The 21,950-nt window shown below is 63.4% G+C and carries 19 protein-coding genes; 6 read left to right on the top strand and 13 right to left on the bottom strand.

All coding sequences use genetic code 11. The annotated features are described in order from the left end of the window. Positions 1 to 31 precede the first annotated feature (31 nt). The 4 genes from V1294_RS02535 to gyrB form a co-directional block, all read right to left on the bottom strand. Positions 32 to 505, bottom strand: a complete 474-nt coding sequence (locus tag V1294_RS02535; RefSeq protein WP_334494960.1) for a DUF2867 domain-containing protein — start codon at positions 503 to 505, stop codon at positions 32 to 34. After that, entirely contained in the window at positions 502 to 1,911 is a 1,410-nt protein-coding gene (locus V1294_RS02530) for an MATE family efflux transporter (RefSeq protein ID WP_334494958.1), read from the bottom strand. Before V1294_RS02530 ends, V1294_RS02535 begins: the two co-directional genes overlap by 4 nt. 152 nt (positions 1,912 to 2,063) lie before the next feature. Then, positions 2,064 to 3,362: a UDP-N-acetylglucosamine 1-carboxyvinyltransferase gene (murA, locus tag V1294_RS02525; RefSeq protein ID WP_334494956.1), complete on the bottom strand. Its 1,299-nt coding sequence runs from the start codon at positions 3,360 to 3,362 to the stop codon at positions 2,064 to 2,066. A gap of 14 nt (positions 3,363 to 3,376) precedes the next feature. Further along, positions 3,377 to 5,812 (bottom strand): DNA topoisomerase (ATP-hydrolyzing) subunit B, encoded by a 2,436-nt coding sequence (gene gyrB, locus V1294_RS02520; protein ID WP_334494954.1) that lies wholly within the window; start codon positions 5,810 to 5,812, stop codon positions 3,377 to 3,379. A gap of 336 nt (positions 5,813 to 6,148) precedes the next feature. Here gyrB and V1294_RS02515 point away from each other — a divergent pair, with 336 nt between their 5' ends. Further along, complete coding sequence (locus tag V1294_RS02515; protein ID WP_334494952.1) at positions 6,149 to 8,035, top strand: acyltransferase family protein; 1,887 nt, start codon at positions 6,149 to 6,151, stop codon at positions 8,033 to 8,035. A 4-nt stretch (positions 8,036 to 8,039) separates the two neighbouring features. On the opposite strand, the gene recF is transcribed toward V1294_RS02515, so the two are convergent. The 5 genes from recF to rpsT form a co-directional block, all read right to left on the bottom strand. Continuing rightward, positions 8,040 to 9,179: a DNA replication/repair protein RecF gene (gene recF, locus V1294_RS02510; protein ID WP_334494951.1), complete on the bottom strand. Its 1,140-nt coding sequence runs from the start codon at positions 9,177 to 9,179 to the stop codon at positions 8,040 to 8,042. A 73-nt stretch (positions 9,180 to 9,252) separates the two neighbouring features. Then, complete coding sequence (locus V1294_RS02505; protein ID WP_442895419.1) at positions 9,253 to 9,666, bottom strand: endonuclease domain-containing protein; 414 nt, start codon at positions 9,664 to 9,666, stop codon at positions 9,253 to 9,255. 41 nt (positions 9,667 to 9,707) lie between these two features. Then, positions 9,708 to 10,826 carry a DNA polymerase III subunit beta gene (dnaN, locus tag V1294_RS02500; RefSeq protein ID WP_334494949.1) on the bottom strand — a complete coding sequence of 373 codons (1,119 nt, stop codon included), beginning with the start codon at positions 10,824 to 10,826 and terminating at the stop codon, positions 9,708 to 9,710. Between the two features lie 293 nt (positions 10,827 to 11,119). After that, entirely contained in the window at positions 11,120 to 12,550 is a 1,431-nt protein-coding gene (gene dnaA, locus V1294_RS02495) for a chromosomal replication initiator protein DnaA (RefSeq protein ID WP_334494947.1), read from the bottom strand. 1,328 nt (positions 12,551 to 13,878) lie between these two features. Beyond that, positions 13,879 to 14,145, bottom strand: coding sequence for a 30S ribosomal protein S20 (gene rpsT / locus V1294_RS02490; RefSeq protein ID WP_108512615.1), 267 nt, complete (start codon positions 14,143 to 14,145; stop codon positions 13,879 to 13,881). A gap of 373 nt (positions 14,146 to 14,518) precedes the next feature. Between rpsT and V1294_RS02485 the strand changes: the two genes are divergently transcribed. The 3 genes from V1294_RS02485 to V1294_RS02475 all read left to right on the top strand — a co-directional run bounded on the left by V1294_RS02485 (position 14,519) and on the right by V1294_RS02475 (position 16,587). Further along, complete coding sequence (locus V1294_RS02485) at positions 14,519 to 14,836, top strand: hypothetical protein (RefSeq protein ID WP_334494946.1); 318 nt, start codon at positions 14,519 to 14,521, stop codon at positions 14,834 to 14,836. Positions 14,837 to 14,964: 128 nt separating this feature from the next. Then, positions 14,965 to 15,624: a peptide-methionine (S)-S-oxide reductase MsrA gene (gene msrA, locus V1294_RS02480; protein ID WP_334487311.1), complete on the top strand. Its 660-nt coding sequence runs from the start codon at positions 14,965 to 14,967 to the stop codon at positions 15,622 to 15,624. A gap of 222 nt (positions 15,625 to 15,846) precedes the next feature. Next, entirely contained in the window at positions 15,847 to 16,587 is a 741-nt protein-coding gene (locus tag V1294_RS02475; protein WP_334504463.1) for a polysaccharide biosynthesis/export family protein, read from the top strand. Positions 16,588 to 16,751: 164 nt separating this feature from the next. Here V1294_RS02475 and V1294_RS02470 read toward each other — a convergent pair whose 3' ends face one another. Further along, the gene (locus V1294_RS02470; protein ID WP_334494944.1) at positions 16,752 to 18,149 is read right to left on the bottom strand and encodes an IS1380 family transposase; all 1,398 of its coding nucleotides are present in this window, start codon (positions 18,147 to 18,149) and stop codon (positions 16,752 to 16,754) included. Positions 18,150 to 18,582: 433 nt separating this feature from the next. Between V1294_RS02470 and V1294_RS02465 the strand changes: the two genes are divergently transcribed. Continuing rightward, positions 18,583 to 19,587, top strand: a complete 1,005-nt coding sequence (locus tag V1294_RS02465) for a Bug family tripartite tricarboxylate transporter substrate binding protein (protein ID WP_334487309.1) — start codon at positions 18,583 to 18,585, stop codon at positions 19,585 to 19,587. A 147-nt stretch (positions 19,588 to 19,734) separates the two neighbouring features. Here V1294_RS02465 and V1294_RS02460 read toward each other — a convergent pair whose 3' ends face one another. The 3 genes from V1294_RS02460 to V1294_RS02450 all read right to left on the bottom strand — a co-directional run bounded on the left by V1294_RS02460 (position 19,735) and on the right by V1294_RS02450 (position 21,614). Then, entirely contained in the window at positions 19,735 to 20,406 is a 672-nt protein-coding gene (locus tag V1294_RS02460) for a dienelactone hydrolase family protein (RefSeq protein ID WP_334494942.1), read from the bottom strand. Between the two features lie 63 nt (positions 20,407 to 20,469). Beyond that, a complete protein-coding gene (locus tag V1294_RS02455) occupies positions 20,470 to 20,814 on the bottom strand; it encodes a hypothetical protein (RefSeq protein WP_334494940.1) in 345 nt (114 codons plus the stop codon). Continuing rightward, positions 20,811 to 21,614: an alpha/beta fold hydrolase gene (locus tag V1294_RS02450; protein WP_334494938.1), complete on the bottom strand. Its 804-nt coding sequence runs from the start codon at positions 21,612 to 21,614 to the stop codon at positions 20,811 to 20,813. Before V1294_RS02450 ends, V1294_RS02455 begins: the two co-directional genes overlap by 4 nt. A 105-nt stretch (positions 21,615 to 21,719) precedes the next feature. On the opposite strand from V1294_RS02450, the gene V1294_RS02445 reads away from it, so the two are divergent. Next, positions 21,720 to 21,908: a hypothetical protein gene (locus V1294_RS02445; RefSeq protein ID WP_334494937.1), complete on the top strand. Its 189-nt coding sequence runs from the start codon at positions 21,720 to 21,722 to the stop codon at positions 21,906 to 21,908. The last annotated feature ends 42 nt before the right edge of the window (positions 21,909 to 21,950 follow it).

Here is a 21,950-nt window from a genome sequence, read left to right as displayed (position 1 = left end):
GATTGCGCTAACGGAGATTTCTGCCAGCGCCTCAGGCCGCCACCTGACGCAGAAGGGCCGGCACGATCAACCGATGAAACGGCGTGATGATTGCGAGATAGGTCCGGCCGAACCAGTTGTGCGTCTTAACCAGCGTCGTCGCCGTGACCTGCCCGACGCCGCCGGAATGCGTTACGTCCACCACGACGCGAAAGTCGAGATGACGGTCGTTGAAGCCGGCGATCAGGCGGTACGGCGTTTGGCTCACGACCGGAAATATTCCGATCATGTCTCTGGGCGGGACCAGGCCCGCACCCGACGTTCTCAGTCCCAGCGGCGCGACCAGCAAATTGCGCAGCGACAACAGCGCCTCGGCCCATCGCGGCTGACGTGCCATCATGCGTTCAGCGGCTCGCCTCGCGTCGAAATCGCAATCCTCGATTTCAATTTGAAAGGCGTCGGCGAAGTGGGCGCCGGCCAGCAGCGTATCGGTATCGGCGGAAGGGGTGACCTCGCGGACTTTCATCGGAAGCTAAGCTTGCTCGTGAGCCCACGGAAGCGCAAGAGCAGAAGCACGGCATAGACAGCGGTTCCGATCGACAGCCCGATCCACACGCCGACGGCGCCTGATGGTGTCCAGAAACCGAGCCAGCAGGCGCAGGCGAAACCGATCAGCCAATAGCTGAGGATCGCGAACAACAGCGGCACGCGCGTGTCGTTCATGCCGCGCAGCGAGCCGGCGGCGACGGTCTGGATGGCGTCGGCGATGAAGAAAGTCGATCCGACCAGCAGCAGCGTCGCGGAAAGTTCGGCGGTCGCGTCGGTGCTTTCGCCCAGGAAAATCTCTGCAATGCTAAAGCGGCTGACGATCACGGCGATCGTCAGAACCGCGACGAGCACGATGCCGAGCCAGGTGGCAACGTAGCCGGCGCGCCGGACTGCGCCCGCGTCGCCACGACCGATGGCATGGCCGACCCGCACGGTGGCGGCCATGCCGATGCCGAACGGCACCATGAACAGGATGGCGGCGACCTGCAGCGCAATCTGATGCGCCGCCAGCGCCGTCGTGCTGATCACGCCCATCAAGAGACCGGCTGCGCCGAACAGGCCGTATTCGAGCAGGAACGAAAGGGAGATCGGTGCGCCGATGACGACGAGCTGCCGCATCAGCCGCATCAGCTTCCAGTCGACGCGCCAGAAATGACCGAGCACATGATATTTCCGGAACGGCCGGCGGCGTGTGGCAAACCACAGACCCGCCAGGAACGTGCCGAGATTGACGATGGAGGTCGCAAGGCCGACACCGAACAGGCCGAGTTCCGGCATGCCGAACGCGCCATACAGCAGCAGATAGACCAGCGTCGCATTGGCCGGGATCGCGGCCAGCGTGATCCACAGGATCGGCTCAGGGCGGTTGACCGCGCTCATGAAGCCGCGGATGGTCATGAACCACAGCGCTGGCAGAATGCTCCATGTCAGGCCCAACAGATATTGCTGGGCGAGATGGGCAGCCGTCGGCGCCTGGCCCAGCATCAGCAGGATCTGTTCGCCGCGGAACGACAGCGTCATCATCGGCAGCGACATCAGGAGCGCAGCCCACATGCCGACGCGCAGCGAGCGCCGGATCAGATGCGGATTGCGTGCGCCAAATGCCTGCGCAGCCAAGGGTGCTACGGCGGATACCAGCCCCATGCCGAAGGTGAAGCTGACAAAGAAGACAGTATGCGCCAGCGCGGCGGCCGCCATGGCTTCGCTGCCGAGGCGGCCGATCAAGGCGATGTCGGTCGTCATCATCGCGATCTGCCCAAGCTGCGTCAGCGCAATCGGCACTGCCAGCTTCAGCGTCTCGGAGAGTTCGAGCGCGAGATGATGTCCGGGCGCCGCTGTGGAAGCGGGCGGCGCGACCGATGTGGCTTCAGCTTTTTCGAGCATTGCAACCGGCTAGATTCTTTTTTTGACGCGTTTTCTACCGCAGATTAAGTCTACGCAATCTGCGTAAACTTGATTGCTATGCGCCCCGGGATCCACTTCGCTCGAAAACGCTATACCACTGACGAAGGTCAGAAAAGTGACGGCGCCTGGGTCTAGCCACCGTCTCGTGCCGGCACGCGGGTGATTTTTGCGCCGAGTGCATTGAGCCGTTCCTCTATGCGCTCATAGCCGCGCTCGATCTGGTCGGCGTTGTTGATTGTGCTGGTGCCCTCGGCAGCCACCGCCGCCAGCAGCATGGCCATGCCGGCGCGGATGTCGGGAGAGATCATCGCCGCGCCGCGCAGCCGGCTCGGGCCGGCCACGATCGCGCGATGCGGATCGCACAGCACGATGCGGGCGCCCATCGAGATCAGCTTGTCGACGAAGAACATCCGCGACTCGAACATCTTTTCGAACATCAGGATGACGCCGTCGCATTGCGTGGCGGTGACGATCGCGATCGACATCAGGTCGGCCGGGAAGGCCGGCCAGGGCTGGTCCTCCAGCTTCGGCACGTGACCGCCGAAATCGTCGTGGATTTTCATGGTCTGGCCCGAGGGCACCACGAGGTCGTCGCCCTCGACGCCGCAGACGATGCCGAGCCGTTCAAAGCCCATCCTGATCGAGCGCAGATGCTCGACGCCGGCTTTCGCGATGCGCAGCGGCGAGCGCGTCACCGCGGCGAGCCCGATCAGGGAGCCGACCTCGATATGGTCGGGCTGAATGGAATAGTTCGCGCCGCCAAGCGTCGCCGGGCCGTGCACGATGATGGTGTTGGTGCCGATGCCCCCGATCTTCGCGCCGAGCGCGACCAGAAAATACGCGAGGTCCTGCACATGCGGCTCGGAGGCGGCGTTGCGCAAGAATGTGGTGCCATGGGCGGCGACGGCTGCGACCAGCGCGTTTTCGGTCGCGGTGACGCTGGGCTCGTCGAGGAACACGTCGGCTCCCCTCAACTTGGTCGCGCGGAATTCCAGCCGGTGCGTCGCGGTGACGGTGGCGCCCAATTGTTCAAAGGCAAGGAAATGCGTGTCCAGACGTCGCCGGCCGATGACGTCGCCGCCGGGCGGCGGCAGCGCCACTTCGCCGCAACGGGCGAGCAGCGGCCCGGCCAGCAGGATCGAGGCGCGGATCCGGGCACAGAGTTCGGGATCGAGATCCGCGGCGCGAACTTCCTTGGCGTGGATCGCCAACGTATTGCGCTCTCTCCATTCGGCCGAGGCCCCGACCGAACGGATCAGTTCGACCAGCGTCTCGGTGTCGCGGATGCGCGGCACGTTTTCCAGCGTGACCGGGTGCTCGGTGAGCAGGGAGGCGGCGATGATCGGCAGCGCAGAATTCTTGTTGCCGGACGGCTCGATCGTCCCCGCGAGCCGGTGGCCGCCTTCAACGATGTATTGAATGGGCGACACGGGCGCGTCCTGCCTCACACGTCGACATTGGCGCTGAGCGAATTATCCTGGATGAATTCGCGGCGCGGCTCGACCACGTCACCCATCAGCTTGGTAAAGATGTCGTCGGCTTCGTCGACCTCCTTGATCTTCACCTGCAGCAGCGAACGCTCGTTGGTGTCGAGCGTGGTTTCCCAGAGCTGGCCGGGGTTCATTTCGCCGAGACCTTTATAGCGCTGCAACGCCACGCCCTTGCGGCCGGCGTCGGTCACCGCCTCGAACAGGCTGACCGGCCCATGGATCGCGGTCTCCGCATCCTTGCGGCGTAACAGGCCGGGCTTCGGATAGGCTTCCTGAAGTCTCACGGCATAATCGTCGAGCTTGCGTGCGTCGGCGGAGCCGAGCAGGGCGTCGTCGATGATGGCGACGTCCTTGACGCCGCGGATGGTGCGCTCGAAGAAGAAGCCTTCGCCTTCGGTGAAACGGCCGGTCCAGCCGCGCTCGACCTCGTCGGCCAGCGCATCGAGGCGCCTGGCGATGTAGTCGGCGGCGGCATTGGCGGTGGCGATATCGCTGGTGATCTTCGGGCTCAGGACGCCGGCAATCGCCGCCTGCTCGACCACCTTGCGGTTATAACGGCTGTGCAGATTATTCAGGATGCCGCGGATGACGCGCGCGTCCTCCACCAGCGACAGCAGGTCGCGGCCGGCGCGATCCGATCCCGTCGCCGGCTTGAAGACGCAGTCGTCGAGCCCGGTCGCGATCAAATAATCTTCCAGCGCGCGCTCGTCCTTCAGGTACTGCTCGGACTTGCCGCGCGTCACCTTGTAGAGCGGCGGCTGCGCGATATAGAGGTGGCCGCGGTCGATCAGTTCGCGCATCTGCCGGTAGAAGAAGGTCAACAGCAGCGTGCGGATATGAGCGCCGTCGACGTCGGCGTCCGTCATCACGATGATCTTGTGGTAGCGCAGCTTGTCGGCCGAGAAGTCGTCGCTGATGCCGGTGCCTAGCGCGGTGATCAGCGTGCCGATCTGCTCGCTTGACAGCATCTTGTCGGTGCGGACGCGCTCGACATTGAGGATCTTGCCGCGCAGCGGCAGCACCGCCTGGAATTCGCGGTTGCGGCCCTGCTTGGCGCTGCCGCCGGCCGAGTCGCCCTCGACGATGAACAGTTCTGATTTGGCTGGGTCCTTCTCCTGGCAGTCGGCGAGCTTGCCGGGCAGCGAGGAGACGCTGAGCGGGCTCTTGCGGGTCAGTTCGCGCGCCTTGCGGGCGGCTTCGCGCGCGGCGGCCGCCTGGATCACCTTGCCGACGATGACCTTTGCTTCGCTCGGATGCTCCTCGAACCACGCCGCCAGCGCCTCGTTGAGGACGTTCTCGACCACGGGCCGCACTTCCGAGGACACGAGTTTGTCCTTGGTCTGCGAGGAGAATTTCGGGTCCGGTACCTTCACCGACAGCACGGCGGTGAGGCCTTCGCGGCAATCGTCGCCGGTCAGCGCGATCTTTTCTTTCTTGGCATTGGCCTCGGCATAGCCGTTGACCTGGCGCGTCAGCGCGCCGCGGAAGCCGGCGAGATGGGTGCCACCGTCACGCTGCGGGATGTTGTTGGTGAAGCACAGCACGTTCTCATGGTAGCTGTCGTTCCACCACAAGGCGGCCTCGACGCCGATGTCGTTCATCTCGGCCCGAACCATGATCGGGGCAGGCACCATCGCCTTCTTGTTGCGGTCGAGATATTTGACGAATTCCTCGACGCCGCCGTCGTAACGCATCGCCTCACGCTTCTCGACCGCGTGGCGCATGTCTGACAGCACGATATTGACGCCGGAATTCAGGAACGCGAGCTCGCGCAGGCGATGCTCCAACGTCGGGAAATCATATTCGACGTTGGTAAAAGTCTCGGTGGATGCAAGGAAGGTCACTTCGGTGCCACGCTTGCCATTGGCATCGCCGACGACCTTGAGCGGGGCGACCGCATCGCCATGGGCGAATTCGATGTAATGCTCCTTGCCGTCGCGCCAGACACGCAGCTGCAGCTTGCTGGACAGCGCGTTGACGACGGAGACGCCGACGCCGTGCAGGCCGCCGGAAACCTTGTAGGAGTTCTGGTCGAACTTTCCGCCGGCGTGGAGCTGGGTCATGATGACCTCCGCCGCGGAGATGCCTTCGCCCTTGTGGATGTCGACCGGAATGCCGCGGCCGTCGTCGCGCACCGTCACGGAGTTGTCAGCGTTGAGGATGACTTCCACCGCGGTGGCGTGGCCCGCGAGCGCTTCGTCGATGGCGTTGTCGACGACCTCGTAGACCATGTGGTGCAGGCCGGAACCGTCATCGGTGTCGCCGATATACATGCCCGGCCGCTTGCGCACGGCGTCGAGCCCCTTCAGCACCCGGATCGATTCCGCGCCATATTCGACCGGAATGGGATGCTCAGTTTCGGCAGGAGTCTGCCGGGCAGGTTCTGTCATGTGAGGCCTTCGCGGGTGTCCCGAATCAGCCGCGCAATATGAGGCGCTGATTGGTCTATTTGTGCCATGAAAGAGGCATCGCGCCTAGCGCAATCTCTCTGTCTACAAGTTGTTGAATAAATGGTGGTTTTTTACACTTTTTCAAGGTCTCCGAGGGTCGATTCTGGCGCTCTCGAAAAGCGCGATTCTACGGCTGATTCTGCGCCCTCGGCGTGCGGATTTTTGGCTGTCGTTGCGGCGGGAAATGGCATGCCGCCGCGGACCTGCTAGAGAAAGGCGGCGCGGCAGCTTGTAGTCGTTGTCCGCCGTCCACAGCGATCCCGGGTTAGCTCTCCATTGTCCCAGGCTTCATCAAAATATCGGCCCGATGTCGACGGCCTCCGGGCCATCGCCGTGATGCTGGTGCTGAATTTTCATGCGTTCCCGGATGCCATGCCGGGCGGCTTCATCGGCGTCGACGTGTTCTTCGTGATTTCGGGTTTTCTGATCACGGGCATCATCACGCGCGAACTGGAACTCGGCCGCTTCAGCCTGGTCGAGTTCTACAACCGGCGCATCCGGCGCATCTTCCCGGCGCTGATCGTTGTGCTCTCTGCGACATTGATGCTGGGCTGGTTCTGGATGCTCCCGGCTGCCTTGGTGCAGCTCGGCAGCGACAGTTTCGCCAGCGCGGCGTTTTTGGCCAACATCGCGCTGTTGCTGCAGTCCGGCTATTTCGACGTCGAATCCGCCAAGAAGCCGCTGCTGCATCTATGGTCGCTCGGCATCGAGGAGCAGTTTTATCTGTTCTGGCCGCTGCTCCTGATGCTCGCAGCACGGCTGCGAATGAGCATTATGGCAATGGCTGCGATGCTCGGCATCGCCTCTTTCCTGCTCAACGTGGCATTGATCGGCTCAAATCCGATCGCGACCTTCTATCTGCCGTTCACGCGTGCGTTTGAACTGCTGATTGGCGCGGTGCTGGCCTGCGGCTGGATCAACGTCAATCATTCCAGCGTGGCGAGCAGCCGGCGCGCCTGGATCGGCGTGGCGCTGATCGCTGTTGCAGCCGTCATTCTCGACAGCCACCGCGCCTTTCCGGGCTGGTGGGCGGTGCTGCCGGTCGCCGGCAGCGCGCTTCTGCTATCCGCGCCCGCTGCCTGGGTGAACCGGGTCGTGCTGGCCAGCCCGCCGCTAGTGTGGATCGGGCTGATCAGTTACCCGCTCTATCTCTGGCACTGGCCGCTATTGGTGTTCGGTGGAATTATCAAATTCGGTCCGCTGACGCTGCCGGAGCGCCAATTGATATTGCTGGCGAGTGCGCTCTTGGCCTGGGCGACCTACCGGTTTGTCGAGATACCGTTCCGTTTCGGCCTCCCGAACCGGCGCAAGATGTTCAGCCTCGGGGCCGGCATGGCGATGATAGCGGTTGCGGGTATTGCCGTCATTTGGGGCCGCGGCTTCGACTTTCGGCTGCCGCCGGAAATCCGCGCCATGGCCAGCGTGCGGACGGAGAGCTTCAAGTGGCGGTTTCATGAATGTCTGCTCGATCTCAGCCGCGAAACGACGTTTGCCGAAACTTGCGTTGAGCGCGATCGGCGTCCGCTGGTCCTGATCTGGGGCGATTCGACAGCCGGCGCGCTGCTGCCCGGCCTGCGCAAAGCCCAGGAGGAGCGAGGCTTCGGCATTGCACAGCTTACCTCCAGTTCCTGCATTCCGGCGCTCAACGCCGACATTGTGAACCTGCCCAATTGCCGCACGATGAACGACAAGGTCTTTTCGCTCGTCCGGCAGATCAGGCCGGATGTCGTGTTGCTGCACGGAACCTGGGAAAAACATCTCGACAATGTGGCCGAGACAGTGATCGCGCTGAAGAAGGAGACCAACGCACGCGTCGTCGTTCTCGGCGGCGTACCGACGTGGCGGCGCGGGCTTCCCTCCGAGGTGCTCAGGTATTTCATCCTTCATCGCGCGCTGATCCCGGAACGTTCGCCCAATGCCGCACCTCCGACCGCTTATGATGCGGTGATGCGCGCCAGGCTCGAGCCGCTCGGTGCGGAATTCATCTCTGCATCGGACGTCTTTTGCAACGCGCAGGGTTGCCTGACGCGCCTTGGCGATGCGGCGGGAGATGTTGTCGTGAGCGATCAGGTGCACCTGACCGAAAAGGGATCAGCATTTCTGATCGACTCGATCATCGACCGCTTGCTCGGCGGTGTGGCGCCCGCGGGCAGGGCGCGTTAAGCACTCAGGTGCGGCGGCTCACCTGACCCGCTTCCACGTCGAAAATTTCGCCGGTCGCGCCGATATCGACGAAGGCGGCTGGATCGGCGCCGGTCATCCAGACCTGCGCGCCGAGCTTTGCGAGTTCATCGAACAGCGCCTTGCGTCTGTTGGGATCGAGATGCGCGACGACTTCGTCGAGCAGCAGGAGCGGCACGATGCCGGTCATTTCGGCAACGAGGGTGGCATGGGCCAGCACCAGCCCGATCAGGAGCGCCTTCTGTTCGCCGGTGGAGGCGTCGCGCGCCGGCATGTTCTTCGGCGCGTAGACCACCTGCAGATCGGTGAGGTGGGGGCCGTCCAGCGTGCGGCCGGCCGCGGCGTCGCGGGCGCGGCTCGCACGCAGGATTTCGCGGTAGCGATCCTCCACTGCGGTCGCGGACTCGTTGACCAGCGCGTTTTCCATCCAGCCGTCGAGCATGATCTGCGCCGACGGAAAGGCCGAAGCTTGCCCACGTTCGCGCAGCATCGCCGCCAGTCGCGTCACGGTCTGGCCGCGCGTTGCGGCGACCGCGACCGCAAGCTCGGCGGTTTCACGCTCGATCGCATCGCACCAGTGGTCGTCGTAATTACGCACTTCGAGCAGGCGGTTGCGCGAACGCAACGAGCGTTCCAGCGCCGAGACGCGGCTGGAATGCTCGCTGTCGATCGCCAGCACCAGCCGGTCGAAGAAGCGCCGCCGCTCGGAAGCCGCGCCGAGAAACAGCCCGTCCATCGCGGGCGTCAGCCACACCATGCGCAAGTGATCGCCGAACGCTGTGGCCGAACTCACCGGCTCGCGGTCGATCCGGCAGCGCCGGCTGGTTGACGCCGCCTCCGCGGCGGGCGCATCGATACCGGTGCCGAGCGTGGCGAGCCCGAGGGCGCCCTCAACCTCGGCCGACACCGCCCAGGAACCGTCGCCCTGGTTGTCGGCGACATCCTCCAGCGTCGCGCGCCGCAGGCCGCGCCCCGGCGAGAGAAACGAGATCGCCTCCAGGCAATTGGTCTTGCCGGCGCCGTTCGGCCCCACCAGCACCACGACATCACCGCGCGTCTGCACGCTCGCCGCGCGATAGTTGCGGAAGTGCGTGAGGTTGAGGCGTTGGATGCGGGAGGGTGTCATGAGGGAGCGTCGGTCTTTCTTCCCTTCTCCCCTTGTGGGAGAAGGTGGCGCGAAGCGCCGGATGAGGGGTATCTTACCGCTCGGCAAGCTTTGCGAAAATGTCCTCCAGAACGGCGGAAGGTTGTTGCAGCACGTCGTTGTTCCAGTACCGCTCGATTCGAAACCCCTCAGCCATCAGGATGGAATCCCGTGTCGCATCGCGCTCAGACGATGCGTGCTGACTGCCGTCTATTTCGATGACAACGCGTTTCTCGAAGCAGACAAAGTCGAGAATGAACTTCTGAAAGGGGACCTGCCGCCGGAATTTAAACTGTGAGAGGCGTCGATCACGGAGCAATCGCCACATAGCCGCTTCAGCGTCGGTTGGCTCGCGCCGCATGTTTCGGGCGAAATGGCGGATGCGCTTGGCGACAGGTCGATGGCTTGGCGTTTGCGGCGCGAACCCCTCACCCGTCGCCTCACTTCGTGAGGCGCCACCCTCTCCCACAAGGGGAGAGGGAAGATCGGTGCGCGGGTCGCCGGAAGTGCTCACACCCGCATCGGCATCAGCACGTAGAGCGCGCCCTTGTTGTCCTTGTCCTGAACCAGCGTCGGCGAGCCGGGATCGGCGAGGCGCAGCACGGCGACTTCGCCTTCGATCTGGGCGGCGATGTCGAGCAGGTAGCGCGAGTTGAAGCCGATATCGAGGGCGTCGGAGGCGTATTCAACTTCCAGTTCTTCGGTGGCGCTGCCGGAATCCGGGTTGGTCACCGACAGCACCAGCTTGCCCGAAGACAATGCGAGTTTCACGGCACGGCCGCGCTCGCTGGAAATGGTCGAGACGCGGTCTACGGCAGCCTCAAAATCCTTCTTGTCGACAATCAGTTCCTTGTCATTGTTCTGCGGAATGACGCGGCCGTAATCCGGGAAAGTTCCGTCGATCAGTTTCGAGGTCAGCACGACGTTGCCGAGGGTGAAGCGGATCTTGCCCTGCGAGAGTTCGATTTTGACTTCGGCCTCGTTGTCCTCGATCAGCCGCTGCACCTCGCCGACCGTCTTGCGCGGCACGATCACGCCGGGCATGCCGGTGGCGCCGGAGGGCAGCGCCAGATCGATCTGCGCCAACCGATGTCCGTCGGTCGCCACGCCGCGAAGCGTTGCGGCCTTGGCGCTGCCGGCGGTGTGTAGATAGATGCCGTTGAGATAATAGCGCGTCTCTTCGGTCGAGATCGCAAATTGCGTGCGATCGATCAGGCGCTTGACGTCGGCAGCCGCCAGCGAGAACGAATGCGTCATGTCGCCGGCGGCGAGATCCGGGAAGTCGCTTTCGGGCAGCGTCTGCAGCGTGAAGCGCGAGCGGCCGGCGCGGATCGCCAGCACCGCACGGTCGCCGTCGGCTTCCAGCACGATCTGCGCGCCATCGGGCAGTTTGCGGACGATGTCGTAGAACATGTGCGCCGGCACGGTGGTGGAGCCGCCGGTCGCGGTTTCCGCCGCCAGCGTTTCGGTCACCTCCAGGTCGAGGTCGGTCGCCTTCAGCGACAGCCTGGCGTTTTCGGCGCGGACCAGCACATTGCCGAGAATCGGGATGGTATTGCGGCGCTCGACCACGCGATGGACGTGACCCAGCGACTTCAGCAGTTGCGCGCGTTCGACGGTGACCTTCATTGCATTACCCGCCAGAGATGGAAAAGCCGGGCGGCCCGTAAAGGCAGCGCCGCGGCATTGGAAACCCGAAAAGCCGGATCAGGATCGGATCTGATCAAACCCCCGGGGGGACCGCAAGGTGGCGCGGATGGGGCGCCGGTGCAAGGGAGAGCGGGCCCCGTTCCCCACTTTTGCGGCGAAAAATGGCGGCAGAAAAAAATTCTCCCGCCCCAATTCTCCCACATCTGGGATCAGGGGAGGGAGAGGTTGGGAGGAGCCAACTCCTTAAGGCGCAGGTCCTGTTCCGGCTGCCGCTATTCCTGCAACTGCCGTTTGAGCGACTCGACCTCTTCGGACAGCGCGGTATCGCGGGCCACCAGCGCCTCGATCTTGCGCACGGCGTGCAGCACCGTGGTGTGGTCGCGTCCGCCGAACCGGCGGCCGATCTCGGGCAGCGAACGCAGCGTCAGCGTCTTCGCCAGATACATCGCGACCTGACGCGGCCGGACGACGTTGGCGGTCCGCCGCGACGACAGCAGGTCTGAACGGCTGACATTGTACTGCCGGGCGACCACCCGCTGGATGTCCTCGATCTTGATCCGCTTCGGTTCCTGCGGGCGGATCAGGTCGCGCACCTCGCGCTCGGCCATTTCCAGCGTCACCGGCTGGGCGTTGAGCTTGGAATGGGCGAGCAGGCGGTTGATGGCGCCTTCGAGGTCGCGGCCATTATGGGTGATGGTGCGCGCCAGATAGTCCAGCACCGCTTCCGGAACGTCGAAGCTTGCGTGATGCGCACGCGCCGCCGCCACGCGCGACTTCAGGATTCCGAGCCGCAGTTCTTCGCCGAGCGAACCCATCTCCACGACGAGGCCACCGGCCAGCCGCGAGCGCACGCGATCGTCGAGGCTCTCGAGATCGGATGGCGGGCGGTCGGCGGCGATCACCACCTGGCGGCCGGCATCGATCAGCGCGTTCAGCGTGTGGCAGAACTCGGCCTGGGTCGATTTGCCTTGCAGGAACTGCAGATCGTCGATCACGAGCACATCGATGCCGCGCAGCGCTTCCTTGAACGCCAGCGCCGTCTGCGTCTTCAGCGCGGCGACGAAGCCGTACATGAATTTCTCGGCGGTGAGATAGAGCACCTTGCGCTCGCTCCCCGAATTGCCGGCCCACGTCACCGCCTGCAGAAGGTGGGTTTTGCCGAGGCCGACGCCGGCGTGAATGTAGAGCGGGTTGAACATCACGGGATCGCCGCGGCGACCTTCAGCGACCTGGCGTGCGGCGGCATGGGCCAGCGTGTTGGAGCGGCCGATCACGAAGCTTGCAAAGGTCAGGCGCGGGTCGAGCGGCGAGCCGCCGAGCGCATCATGGCTGGCGGATACCGGCGCCGTCGCGGTGGCGCGCAATTCCGGCGCGGGCCGGCCATTGGCCTGCTCGACGCGGCGTTGATCGGCCGGCGCGGTGGTTTCCTTGGCGGGCGCGGCACAGCGCATCGCCGTGCGTACGGTAAGGTCGATCCGGTGCACTTCCGGCATCTCGGCCTGCCAGCAGGTCAGGACGCGGTCGGCGTAATGCGCCTGGATCCAGCTCTTGAGGAACCGGGTCGGAACCGACAGATGCACGCTTTCGTCCTGCACGCCTTCCAGATCCATGCGCGCGAACCAGCTCGTATAGACGTCCTCGCCCACACTCGTCCGCAACCGTCCCTTCACGCGCGACCAGCGATCCTGTTCGATATTTGTCATTGCCTGAGAACTTTTCTGAATGAGTAATGGTGTTTTACGAAATCGCCTGGCGGGCTGCCTTGCAGGTTTCCTGCCAGACGTGACCTCGACGCGAAGCTTCAGCCACCAGACATGGATCGGGCGTTCGGCGGAATCGCCGTTGTCAGATCAAAGGCTGGATGGAGTGAGAGGCTACCGCGAGGTCAGCGCGTACTCGCCGGTCTAGCCGGAGTTCGCGTGGGTGGACGACTGGAAACCTCGTCCAGGGATTCAGAAGCGGTCTCGATGGAAATGAGCGTGCCGAATGTCGCGTTGATTCCGTAAAGCATAGTACCTCCCCCTCTCACCGCGAGAACGCGCGGCGAGCAATCACATCACCAGTGTTTTCAAAGCCAGTCTGCCGCTACCGAACATCCGCTTGCTCGACCGCTGCGCCGCCGCGTACCTCAGTCTGTCGTCTTCAACACGTTCACGATCTCCGCGTTCCCAATCTTCGCATCGTCGGCAAGCATCTTAGTTCCCCTTGCCTTATTCCCCTTGTCCGGAACGCGCTGAACGCGAGCACCACGCCGGGAAATTTAGACACAGAACAGCTGCTCTCATATTGCTATGAGTTACCAACTCAGCTTCGCTTGGAAAGCGTCGCTAACGCGCACACCGCCGCCGATTTGCACGTCCGCTCTTGGGTCTCATACCGCGCTGGTCAGGAGAGCCTTGAGCGTCGCGAACGAGTAACAAATACACCAAGCGCGATTTCTGACAATCCGTGATTCGACGCTGTTGCCGGACTCTTCGACGGTGTTGCAACACTGCAATTGCGAAACTCCACACCAAGTTTTTGAATCCGCGCGCAGAATCGCGCGGCGTCAACAAGCGTGACAGTTTTCGCTGCACTCGCAAAATTTTTTAAGAAACCGTTACAATCGTGGTTACCGGGACCATTTTTCAAAACGCTTGTGCTCGCTATGTGGATAAGTGATTAGCGAGACGTCGTTTTTCGGAATTGTTTTTCAGGGTAACCCGCGCGGCAGGGATGCGGGCGGAAGAACCTGGCGTCGGATTGGTCAGCGGTTGCGCTCAGGCTTCTCGCAAGTGCGCACAACAACGCCGGTGCAATAAATTGCACCTCGTAAAATTACGGGCGCTGGAAATGTGACACGTAAGGCGGTGTTCAGCAACGGGACAATTGAATTGTCACAGTGCACGCTTTCAGCGTGAGCCCAAAATGCAACAGGATGCATGTGCGTGGCGAAACGGATTTTCGGGTTCGCGCTCGCACGCCCCGGAATGTCCGAAAAAGAAAAAGCCCGGCGAGGCCGGGCTTTTGACGAATATCTATTTCTGTCAGTTTACTTCGCGAGCTTGGCGATCGCGTGCGTCAGGCGCGACACCTTCCGGCTCGCATTGTTCTTGTGAATGATGTTGCGCTGTGCAGCTTGCATGAGTTCCGGTTCCGCGTGCTTCATCGCCTTGAGCGCCGCCTCGCGATCGCCGCTCTTGATCGCTTCCTCGACGGTGCGGACCGCGCCACGCATCTGCGTGCGGCGCGACTTGTTGACGATGGTGCGGCGGGCAATCTTGCGGGTCGCCTTTTTGGCGGAAGTGGTATTGGCCATGTTCTCAACTATCCTTCGGCTGTCATCGCTCAGGTGGTCGGGCTCGAGCGCGCCGGCCCTTCAAATTGCGTGATGGACGCTGGTTGTGTTTTCCAGGGTGTTCTGACGTAAGCCGTTCTTGAGGGTGCCATGGACGGAAGCCAAAGTGCTCCCGAGGCCGGCGCTGCTCAAAGAACAGCGGCGGCGGGATTGCGCCCGCCGCCATTGGGGGTCTTATAGAGGGCGAGTCCTGCACCGTCAACGCTTTCCACCCTCCCCGAAAGGCCGGGAAGGGAGCCGGAAATGGCGGGTAAGGTGCTGACGAGGTTGAATTTCCGGGGTGCCCCCGGTATTGGCTGACTGCCTTTGGGGGCGACAGATATCAAGGTGACGCATGATCCGCGGTTTTTTCCGGCTAATCGGCCTGCTGCTCCTGGCCGGCGGATTCATCTTCATGGTCTATGACGGCGCCCGTTTCGTCGCCGACCAGACCCTGCGGTTCACCCGGTTTGGCCAGTTCTGGAACGACGTCCATCAGTCCAGCCAGCTGGCATTCCGGACCTGGGTCGAGAGTAACGCACCCTGGCTCTGGAACAGCGTCATCAAGGTCCTGCTGGATCAGCCGGTTTTTGCCGTGCTGGGCGTGGTCGGCATTCTGCTCATGATCCTGTTCCGGCCCCGCAAGCCGTTGATCGGCTATTCGCGGGACTGACCCGGGGCCCCGCCCGCCCTCGGGGGCGGTGTAACAGGGCTGCGGCATCCGGCGTAGAAGACATATATAGAGGGCCAACCAGCCGACGCCGTTATCGCGTCCGCCGATGTCCTGCCTGGAGGTACTCCATGTTGTTCATGCGCAAGACCACCGCGTTGCCGAGCGCAGCCGAAGCGCTGCCGGGCCGCGCCACCCCGATCCCGACCGCCACCACGCATTTCGTCAATGGCCGCAAGCTGCAGCCGCCCTATCCAGCAGGCCTCGAGCAGGCGGTGTTTGGCCTCGGCTGTTTCTGGGGCGCAGAGCGCAAGTTCTGGGAACTCGGTGACGGCATCCATGCGACCGCCGTCGGTTATGCCGGCGGGCATACGCCCAATCCGAGCTATGAAGAGGTTTGTTCGGGACGCACCGGTCATACCGAAGTGGTGCTGGTCGTGTTCGATCCGAAGAAGATCTCCTACGAGCAGCTCCTGAAGACGTTCTGGGAAAATCACAACCCGACGCAGGGCATGCGCCAGGGCAACGATGTCGGCACCCAGTATCGCTCGGCGATCTACACCTTTGGCGATGCGCAGCGCCAGGCCGCCGACGCGTCGAAGGCTATGTACCAGAAGGCGCTGGCCGCCAAAGGGCTCGGCGCCATCACCACCGAGATCGCGCCATCGGGCGAATTCTATTTCGCCGAAGACTATCATCAGCAATATCTCGCCAAGAACCCGGCGGGCTATTGCGGATTGGGCGGCACCGGCGTGTCGTGCCCGATCGGCGTCGGCGTGAGTGCCGCCTAAACGTCATTGCGAGCGTAGCGAAGCAATCCATGCCGCGGCACGACCGATAGATGGATTGCTTCGTCGCTTCGCTCCCTTGCGCAAACGCTTTGCGTTTGTCGCAGGCAATGACGGATGGTCTCTCCTCTGGCCATGCGAAGACCACTCCAAAACCGTTTGTTAACCATACCCGGTGCAAGACTAAAGCTGTCTCGCTTAGAGGGATGGGCTCCGGTGCGGCTTGTGCGCGCGTTTCGACTACCGATCACTGCGATCATCACGGCGCTCGCTCTGTCGGGCTGCATGCGTACGACCGGGCCGGTCGCGGTCGGGCCGCAAGGCGATCTCGATTCAATGGCCTATGGCCAGCCTAACAGCCCACCGCCGCAGGCGGTCGTGGCCGATTCCGGCGGCGCCGTCGGCGCGCTTCGCGCGGCCTTCGCCGCGGCGCCACGCGCAGCACCACCGCCCGTTATCGTTGCCGCGCCCGTCGCCTATGTCGAACCGGTGCCGGTGCGATACGACGCGGCCTATCATCTCGATGCCGGCGACAGGCTGCGCGTCGTTGTCTATGGCCAGGAAGGCCTGACCAACACCTACGCGATCGACGCCGGCGGCTCGATCACGATGCCGCTGATCGGCTCGGTGCCGGCGCGCGGCCGCACCACGGCCGGACTGGCGGCGCAGATATCGGCGAAGCTGCGCGCCGGCTTCATCAGGGACCCATCGGTCGCAGTGGAGATCGAAGCGTACCGGCCGTTCTTCATTCTCGGCGAGGTCGCAGCACCTGGGCAATATCCGTACGTACCGAACATGACGGTCGAGAGCGCGGTGGCGATCGCCGGCGGCTTTTCGCCGCGCGCCCGCCGCGATAGCGTCACCGTCACTCATACTGATGCGTCGGGAACGGCGCGCTTCGTCGTTCCGCCCGGCAGTCCGATCGGTCCCGGCGACACCGTGCTCGTCAGCGAGCGCTGGTTCTAGCCTGCATTTCTCACAGGGCCAATTTGATTTGCGACGGGTATTGGTGGATCGGCGCGAAGGCGACGAGGACCGTGGCGCCGAAAGCGCTGGCGGCGATTTGGTTTTGAGTGTGCGTTGGACCTTGTTGGTGATACCGCGGATTGGGCGCGTCGCGGCTTCGCGTGTCAGGCCGGCGAGGCGCGGGCCTTGGCGGCTTCGGCCAGGCGGCGAGCCGCGTGCCCCCATTCTTCGGCGGCAGGGCAGGCCGAGGCCATGGCGATCCTGATGCGGCGGCAGGAGATGCGAACCAGCGCGCCGATCTTCAAGAGCTTAAGCCTGATGGTGCCGCAGGTGGCGTCCGCAAAGGTGGTTTCAGCAAGGCCGATGCGCCGCAGGGCGCAGATCAGCACATAGGCCATCGCGGCGAACCACAGCCGCAGTTGGTTGGCGCGCATGGTCTGGGCCGAAGTGCGGTCGGCGTAGAGGTCGAGCTGGCATTCCTTGATGCGGTTCTCCATGTCACCGCGCGCGCAATAGATGTCCTCATAGAGCGCCCGCGCTCCCGTCTCGCTGCGCCTGAGCGAAGTGACGACGAAGCGCGGATTGGCCTCGCCGTGCGTCCACTCCGCCTTGGCGACGACGCGGCGGCTTCGGCTCCAGCTATCGAGCGTGCTCCACTGGAAGTCCTTGAAGCGGCGCGCCGGGCGGCCGGTCTTCTCGGCCGCGGCCCTGGCCGTGGCAAGCTCCTCCTCGATCATGGCGACCAGGCGCGTGTTGCGGGCGAGCCCGAACAGGTAATCCACGCGGTTCTGCTCGCACCACGCCATCAGCGCCTCGCGCGCAAAGCCACTGTCGGCTCGCAGCAGGATACGCGCGAACGGCCAGCGGGCGCGGATTTGCCGGACAATCCGCTCGACCTCCGCGACGCTGCCCGCGCTGGCGTCGATGTCGGAGGGGCGCAGCTTGGCCGCCAACAAATGCCGGCCGCAAAACACGTATAGCGGCAGATAGCAGTAGCAGTCGTAATAGCCGTGGAAGAAGCGCCCCTCCTGATGTCCGTGCAGCGGATCGTCGGTGGCGTCGAGATCGAGGATGATCTGCTCCGGCGGCCGCTGGTACGCCTCCAGGAACAGCGTCACCGGCAACGCTTCGATCGCCGCCGCGTCATAGGCGATCTTGTGATAGCGCGAAGGTTCGTTTCGGCTCAACTCCAGCCGGTTCAGCGTCGACTTGCCGGCCACCGGTGCGCAGTCCCCGCGCCGGGCTGCAAGCTTGCCCGAAAGCACCGCCATCAGCGGATCGTGCCGCAGCTCGTCGTGGTCGTTGAGATCTTCATAGCCGAGCGCGATGCCAAAGACCCGCTGCCCGATCAACGTGCCGACCGCATGCTCGATCAAGTCCTGACGGCGATGATCGCGAAAGCAATCCGCAAAGCGACCCACCAAATCGATCGCCCGGTCGGTCGCGCCCAGAAGCAGCGCGCCGGCATCCGACGTCACAAGGCCGCCATCAAAGGCCGCTTCCACAACACGGCCTTCCACCCTTCCAAAATCAAACTGTTCTGCGCTACACTCTGTCGGCATCGGGGCGTTCCTTGAATCATCCCAAAGTCCTTCTCGCAAAAGAACTTTCGCTGATTCGCGCCCCGATGCGCCTCAACACTGTGAGAAATGCGGGCTAGAGCTTCGGTTCTGATTGAGCCGGCTCTTTTCCTGAGCATTCGTGTCAGGCAAATGCCTCGCATTTGACCAAGAAAATTCATCATCCGTTTTTTCGCCGGCGCAGTCTGCGTTCTGCATCTAACCTGCAGTGGCGGACATGCCGCCTCGCACGCGTCTGGAAGTCTCGTTAACGCCCGGGCATTGGCGTCGACCGCTTTGGTTGCGATAAATTAGCGCTATGCGCGGATCGCATTCGAAACCATGTTCCAAGTTGCACTGCAGCGATGTAGAAGAACGTCGTCAGATCTAGGCGCGCCGGTTTGTCGGTTGAGTGCCTGCAATCCGGAGTATGACCATGACCTATCATTTGCCGGTCCGCTTGGTGCGCGCGGCGACCGCGGCAGCGTTGCTCGCTTCCATCGCTGTGACGGCCTTGTGCGCCTCTTCGTATCCGGCCTCGGCGGATACCTATCCGAGCCGACGGATCACCTTCGTCGTACCCTATCCCGCGGGCGGCGCCACCGACGTGTTGGCCCGGTTGCTTGCCAACAAACTATCGGAGTCGTGGAAGGCCACCGTCGTCGTGGAGAACAAGTCGGGCGGCGGCGGTGTGGTCGGCAACGACTATGTGGCGAAGGCGCAGCCTGATGGCCATACCGTGCTGATCGCCATCACGCAGATCATTCAGGCGCCGAGCCTTGTTGCGAAACTGCCCTACGACGTCTTCAAGGATCTTGCGCCGGTCACCCAGATCTCGCTGTCGACGATCGTTCTGGTGGTCCCCGAGCAGCAGCCGATCAAGTCCGTCAAGGAGTTGATCGATTATGCCAAGGCGAACCCCGGCAAGCCTTACGGCACCTTCGGCAACGCCACGACGTCCCACCTCTACGGCGAATTGCTCAAGAAGACCGCCAATATCGACATGACCCATGTCCCCTATCGCGGCTCGGCGCCTCTCACGAACGACTTGCTCGCTAACACGATTACCTCGGCGTTCCAGGACCTGACCACGGCCAGCGCGCAAATCCAGGCGGGCAAGCTCAGGCCGTTGGCGGTTGGCGGCGAGAAGCGCAGGAAGGCGTTGCCCGACGTGCCGACGATGGCCGAACTCGGCTACCCCGGCTTTGAAATCGAAGGCTGGCTCGGCGTGTTCGTGCCCGCCGGGACACCCAAGGAGATCGTGGCCAAGCTTTCAACGGAACTCGCCCGCATCATCGCCTCGCCCGAGGGCGTCGCCGGGATCGAGACGCTCAGCCTCGTGCCGGTGGGCGGATCGGCGGAAACGTTCGAGAAAGTCTTGCGCCGCGATTACGAGCGGTGGGGCGATGTCGTGAAGGCAACCGGCGTCAAGGGCGAGTGAAGTAAGAGCAGCAAGCGTTGGCTTTAGCCACTTCCGTCATTCCGGGGCGTGCGATAGCACGAACCCGGAATCTCGAGATTCTCAGGTGCGCAATCGCGCACCATAGTTCGATGCTGCGCATCGCCCCGGAATGACGCCCTCCGGGCGTCACTTCAAATTCTTCGCGAAAAACGCCAGGCTGCGCGGCCATGCAATGTCGGCGCTGGCCTTGTCGTAGCTTGCGCGTTCATCGCAGTGAAAGCCGTGCTGTGCGCCGGGATAGACGTGGACTTCGACATCGGGCCGCTTGGCCTTGATGGTTTCGACATCGGTCAGCGGAATGCCCGCATCCTTTTCGCCGAAATGCAGTTGCGTCGGCACTTGCGGCTTGTCGTCGGCGAAACGAACGACGGCGCCGCCGTAATAGCCGACGGCGGCCGATAGGCCCGACAGCTTGGTCGCCGCCGCATAGGCGATGCTGCCGCCGAGGCAGAAGCCGATGATGCCGATCGGGCCGACATCCTTCACGGCATCGATCGCGGCCTCTGTATCGCGCAGCATCGCGGCCCAGTCGGGATTGGCGATGAATTTTCGCGCGGTCGCGATCTCGTCGGGCGAATAGCCGCACTGGAAGTCCGGCTGGGTGCGATCGAAGATCGACGGCGCGATCGCGACATAGCCTTCGGCCGCCAGCCGGTCGCACACCGAGCGGATGTGGTGATTGACGCCAAAGATTTCCTGGATCACCACGATGGCCGCCTTCGGCTTGCCTGTGGGATCGGCGCGATAGCCTCCGAGTTTGAAGCCGTCCGAAGCCGTCAGTTTGATATCCTGTCCCACGGGTCATCCCTTCTTGTTTTGGGTTGCACGAAGTCGGTTGCGTGAATGTGCGGCACCGCGCGGCTATTGCCACATCCAGTTGTGACCCCAGTCGCCCTTCCAGCCGGCTAGCCTGCCTTTGCGGAATTGCAGAAAGAGCCGGTCTTTCTTGTAGAACAATCCGCTGCCGCCGACGTTGCGAAACGCGAGGAAGATTTCCTCGCCCGGCCGGCCACGGACGTAGTTGAGCGGGGTGCCGAGCGCGCGCGCGGCTTCGACGGCGTCCATGCCGAACGCCAGGGGCGTGTTGTTCGACAGCGTTTCGGTGAATGGCGGCGGGTAGGGGCCGCCGATCGGCGGCAGCTTTTGCGCGGCAGCCTGCGTGAAGCTGCCTGCGATCAAAGCGAGGGCCACAACGGCCGTCTTCATGACGCGGCCTTTGTAGTTGCCGTTTCTTCCGTTGTCTTGGCATCGAGGCCGTCGAGAAACGGCAGCACGGCGTCGATGAAGGCCTGCGGCTGGTCGATGTTGACGGCGTGGCCGGCGGCCGGGATCACCACCTTCTGCGCGCCGGGAATCTTGGCCGCCATATAGTCGGAGGCGGCAAGGAACGGCGTGTCGTCGGCGCCGACCACGATCAGCGACGGCACCTTGATATTGGGCAGGGATTCGATCACGCGCGCATCGCGCTGGGTCAGCATGCCGCGCGCGGCGCGCGCCAGTCCCGACGCGTCCCTGTGGGTGACGCTGGAGCGCTCCCGGCTGGCCGATTTCAGAATCTCCAGACCCTCGCGCTCAAAGCGGTCGCCGGTGTCATGCGCGCGCTTGTTCCAGACCTCGCGGGCCTCGTCCTTCTTGAAGCCGGGGCCGGTGTCGATGATCAGGAGCGCACGGACGCGGTTTGGGTGGGCGCGGTAGAACGCCAGCGACATGTAGCCGCCAAGCGAGAGCCCGCCGACGATCGCCTGCTCGACGCCGACGGCGTCGAGCAGCGCGGCCATGTCGGCGACTGTCAGCGCTTCGCTGTAGGCGGCGGTATCCTCGGGGTAACCGGATTGGCCATGACCCCGCATGTCCCACAACACGAGCTTGTGATGTTTCGACAGGGCCGCGATCTGGCCCTGCCACATCCCACAGGTCGACGAATAGCCGTGGGTCAGCAAGAGCGGTGGGCCGGAGCCGTGCACCTCGTAGTGGATACGGACCCCGTCGCGATCGATTGTCGGCATTCTCGATTTCCCAAAGCAATTGATGCGAAATTCCGGCCGGGCCGTCATCGCCTGCCCCGTATTCTAGCGCGATCCATTCGGGAATAGGAAATGTAGAAACGGAAGATGCGCCTGCTGCTCGCGCGCGTGATCGACAAGGCCATCACAACGCCTTGCCGCAGCGCACAAGCAGCATCTTCAAATCCTTATTCCTTTCGAACGATTCCAAATTGGATTGCCTCCGGGAAAATTCGGTATCATTCTGCGCGCCAACTGGCATCGACCCGGTGGGTGCCGGCCAATACCCAAAAGTGAGAATGCCGCCGTAAGCGGCTTCCAACACCGGAAGGGGAAACG

It is taken from the genome of Bradyrhizobium sp. AZCC 1678, from assembly GCF_036924765.1.
Lineage (GTDB): Bacteria > Pseudomonadota > Alphaproteobacteria > Rhizobiales > Xanthobacteraceae > Bradyrhizobium > Bradyrhizobium algeriense.
Note: the sequence above shows the minus strand (reverse complement) of the source record. Positions and strands in the feature narration are given on the sequence as shown.

Excerpts from the sequence above, each read along its gene's own strand:
- V1294_RS02535 (WP_334494960.1), bottom strand. The coding sequence starts at position 505 with ATGAAAGTCCGCGAGGTCACCCCTTCCGCCGATACCGATACGCTGCTG.
- V1294_RS02530 (WP_334494958.1), bottom strand. The coding sequence starts at position 1,911 with ATGCTCGAAAAAGCTGAAGCCACATCGGTCGCGCCGCCCGCTTCCACA.
- gyrB (WP_334494954.1), bottom strand. The coding sequence starts at position 5,812 with ATGACAGAACCTGCCCGGCAGACTCCTGCCGAAACTGAGCATCCCATT.
- recF (WP_334494951.1), bottom strand. The coding sequence starts at position 9,179 with ATGACACCCTCCCGCATCCAACGCCTCAACCTCACGCACTTCCGCAAC.
- dnaN (WP_334494949.1), bottom strand. The coding sequence starts at position 10,826 with ATGAAGGTCACCGTCGAACGCGCGCAACTGCTGAAGTCGCTGGGTCAC.
- dnaA (WP_334494947.1), bottom strand. The coding sequence starts at position 12,550 with ATGACAAATATCGAACAGGATCGCTGGTCGCGCGTGAAGGGACGGTTG.
- rpsT (WP_108512615.1), bottom strand. The coding sequence starts at position 14,145 with ATGGCCAATACCACTTCCGCCAAAAAGGCGACCCGCAAGATTGCCCGC.
- V1294_RS02485 (WP_334494946.1), top strand. The coding sequence starts at position 14,519 with ATGATCCGCGGTTTTTTCCGGCTAATCGGCCTGCTGCTCCTGGCCGGC.
- msrA (WP_334487311.1), top strand. The coding sequence starts at position 14,965 with ATGTTGTTCATGCGCAAGACCACCGCGTTGCCGAGCGCAGCCGAAGCG.
- V1294_RS02470 (WP_334494944.1), bottom strand. The coding sequence starts at position 18,149 with ATGCCGACAGAGTGTAGCGCAGAACAGTTTGATTTTGGAAGGGTGGAA.
- V1294_RS02465 (WP_334487309.1), top strand. The coding sequence starts at position 18,583 with ATGACCTATCATTTGCCGGTCCGCTTGGTGCGCGCGGCGACCGCGGCA.
- V1294_RS02455 (WP_334494940.1), bottom strand. The coding sequence starts at position 20,814 with ATGAAGACGGCCGTTGTGGCCCTCGCTTTGATCGCAGGCAGCTTCACG.
- V1294_RS02450 (WP_334494938.1), bottom strand. The coding sequence starts at position 21,614 with ATGCCGACAATCGATCGCGACGGGGTCCGTATCCACTACGAGGTGCAC.
- V1294_RS02445 (WP_334494937.1), top strand. The coding sequence starts at position 21,720 with ATGCGCCTGCTGCTCGCGCGCGTGATCGACAAGGCCATCACAACGCCT.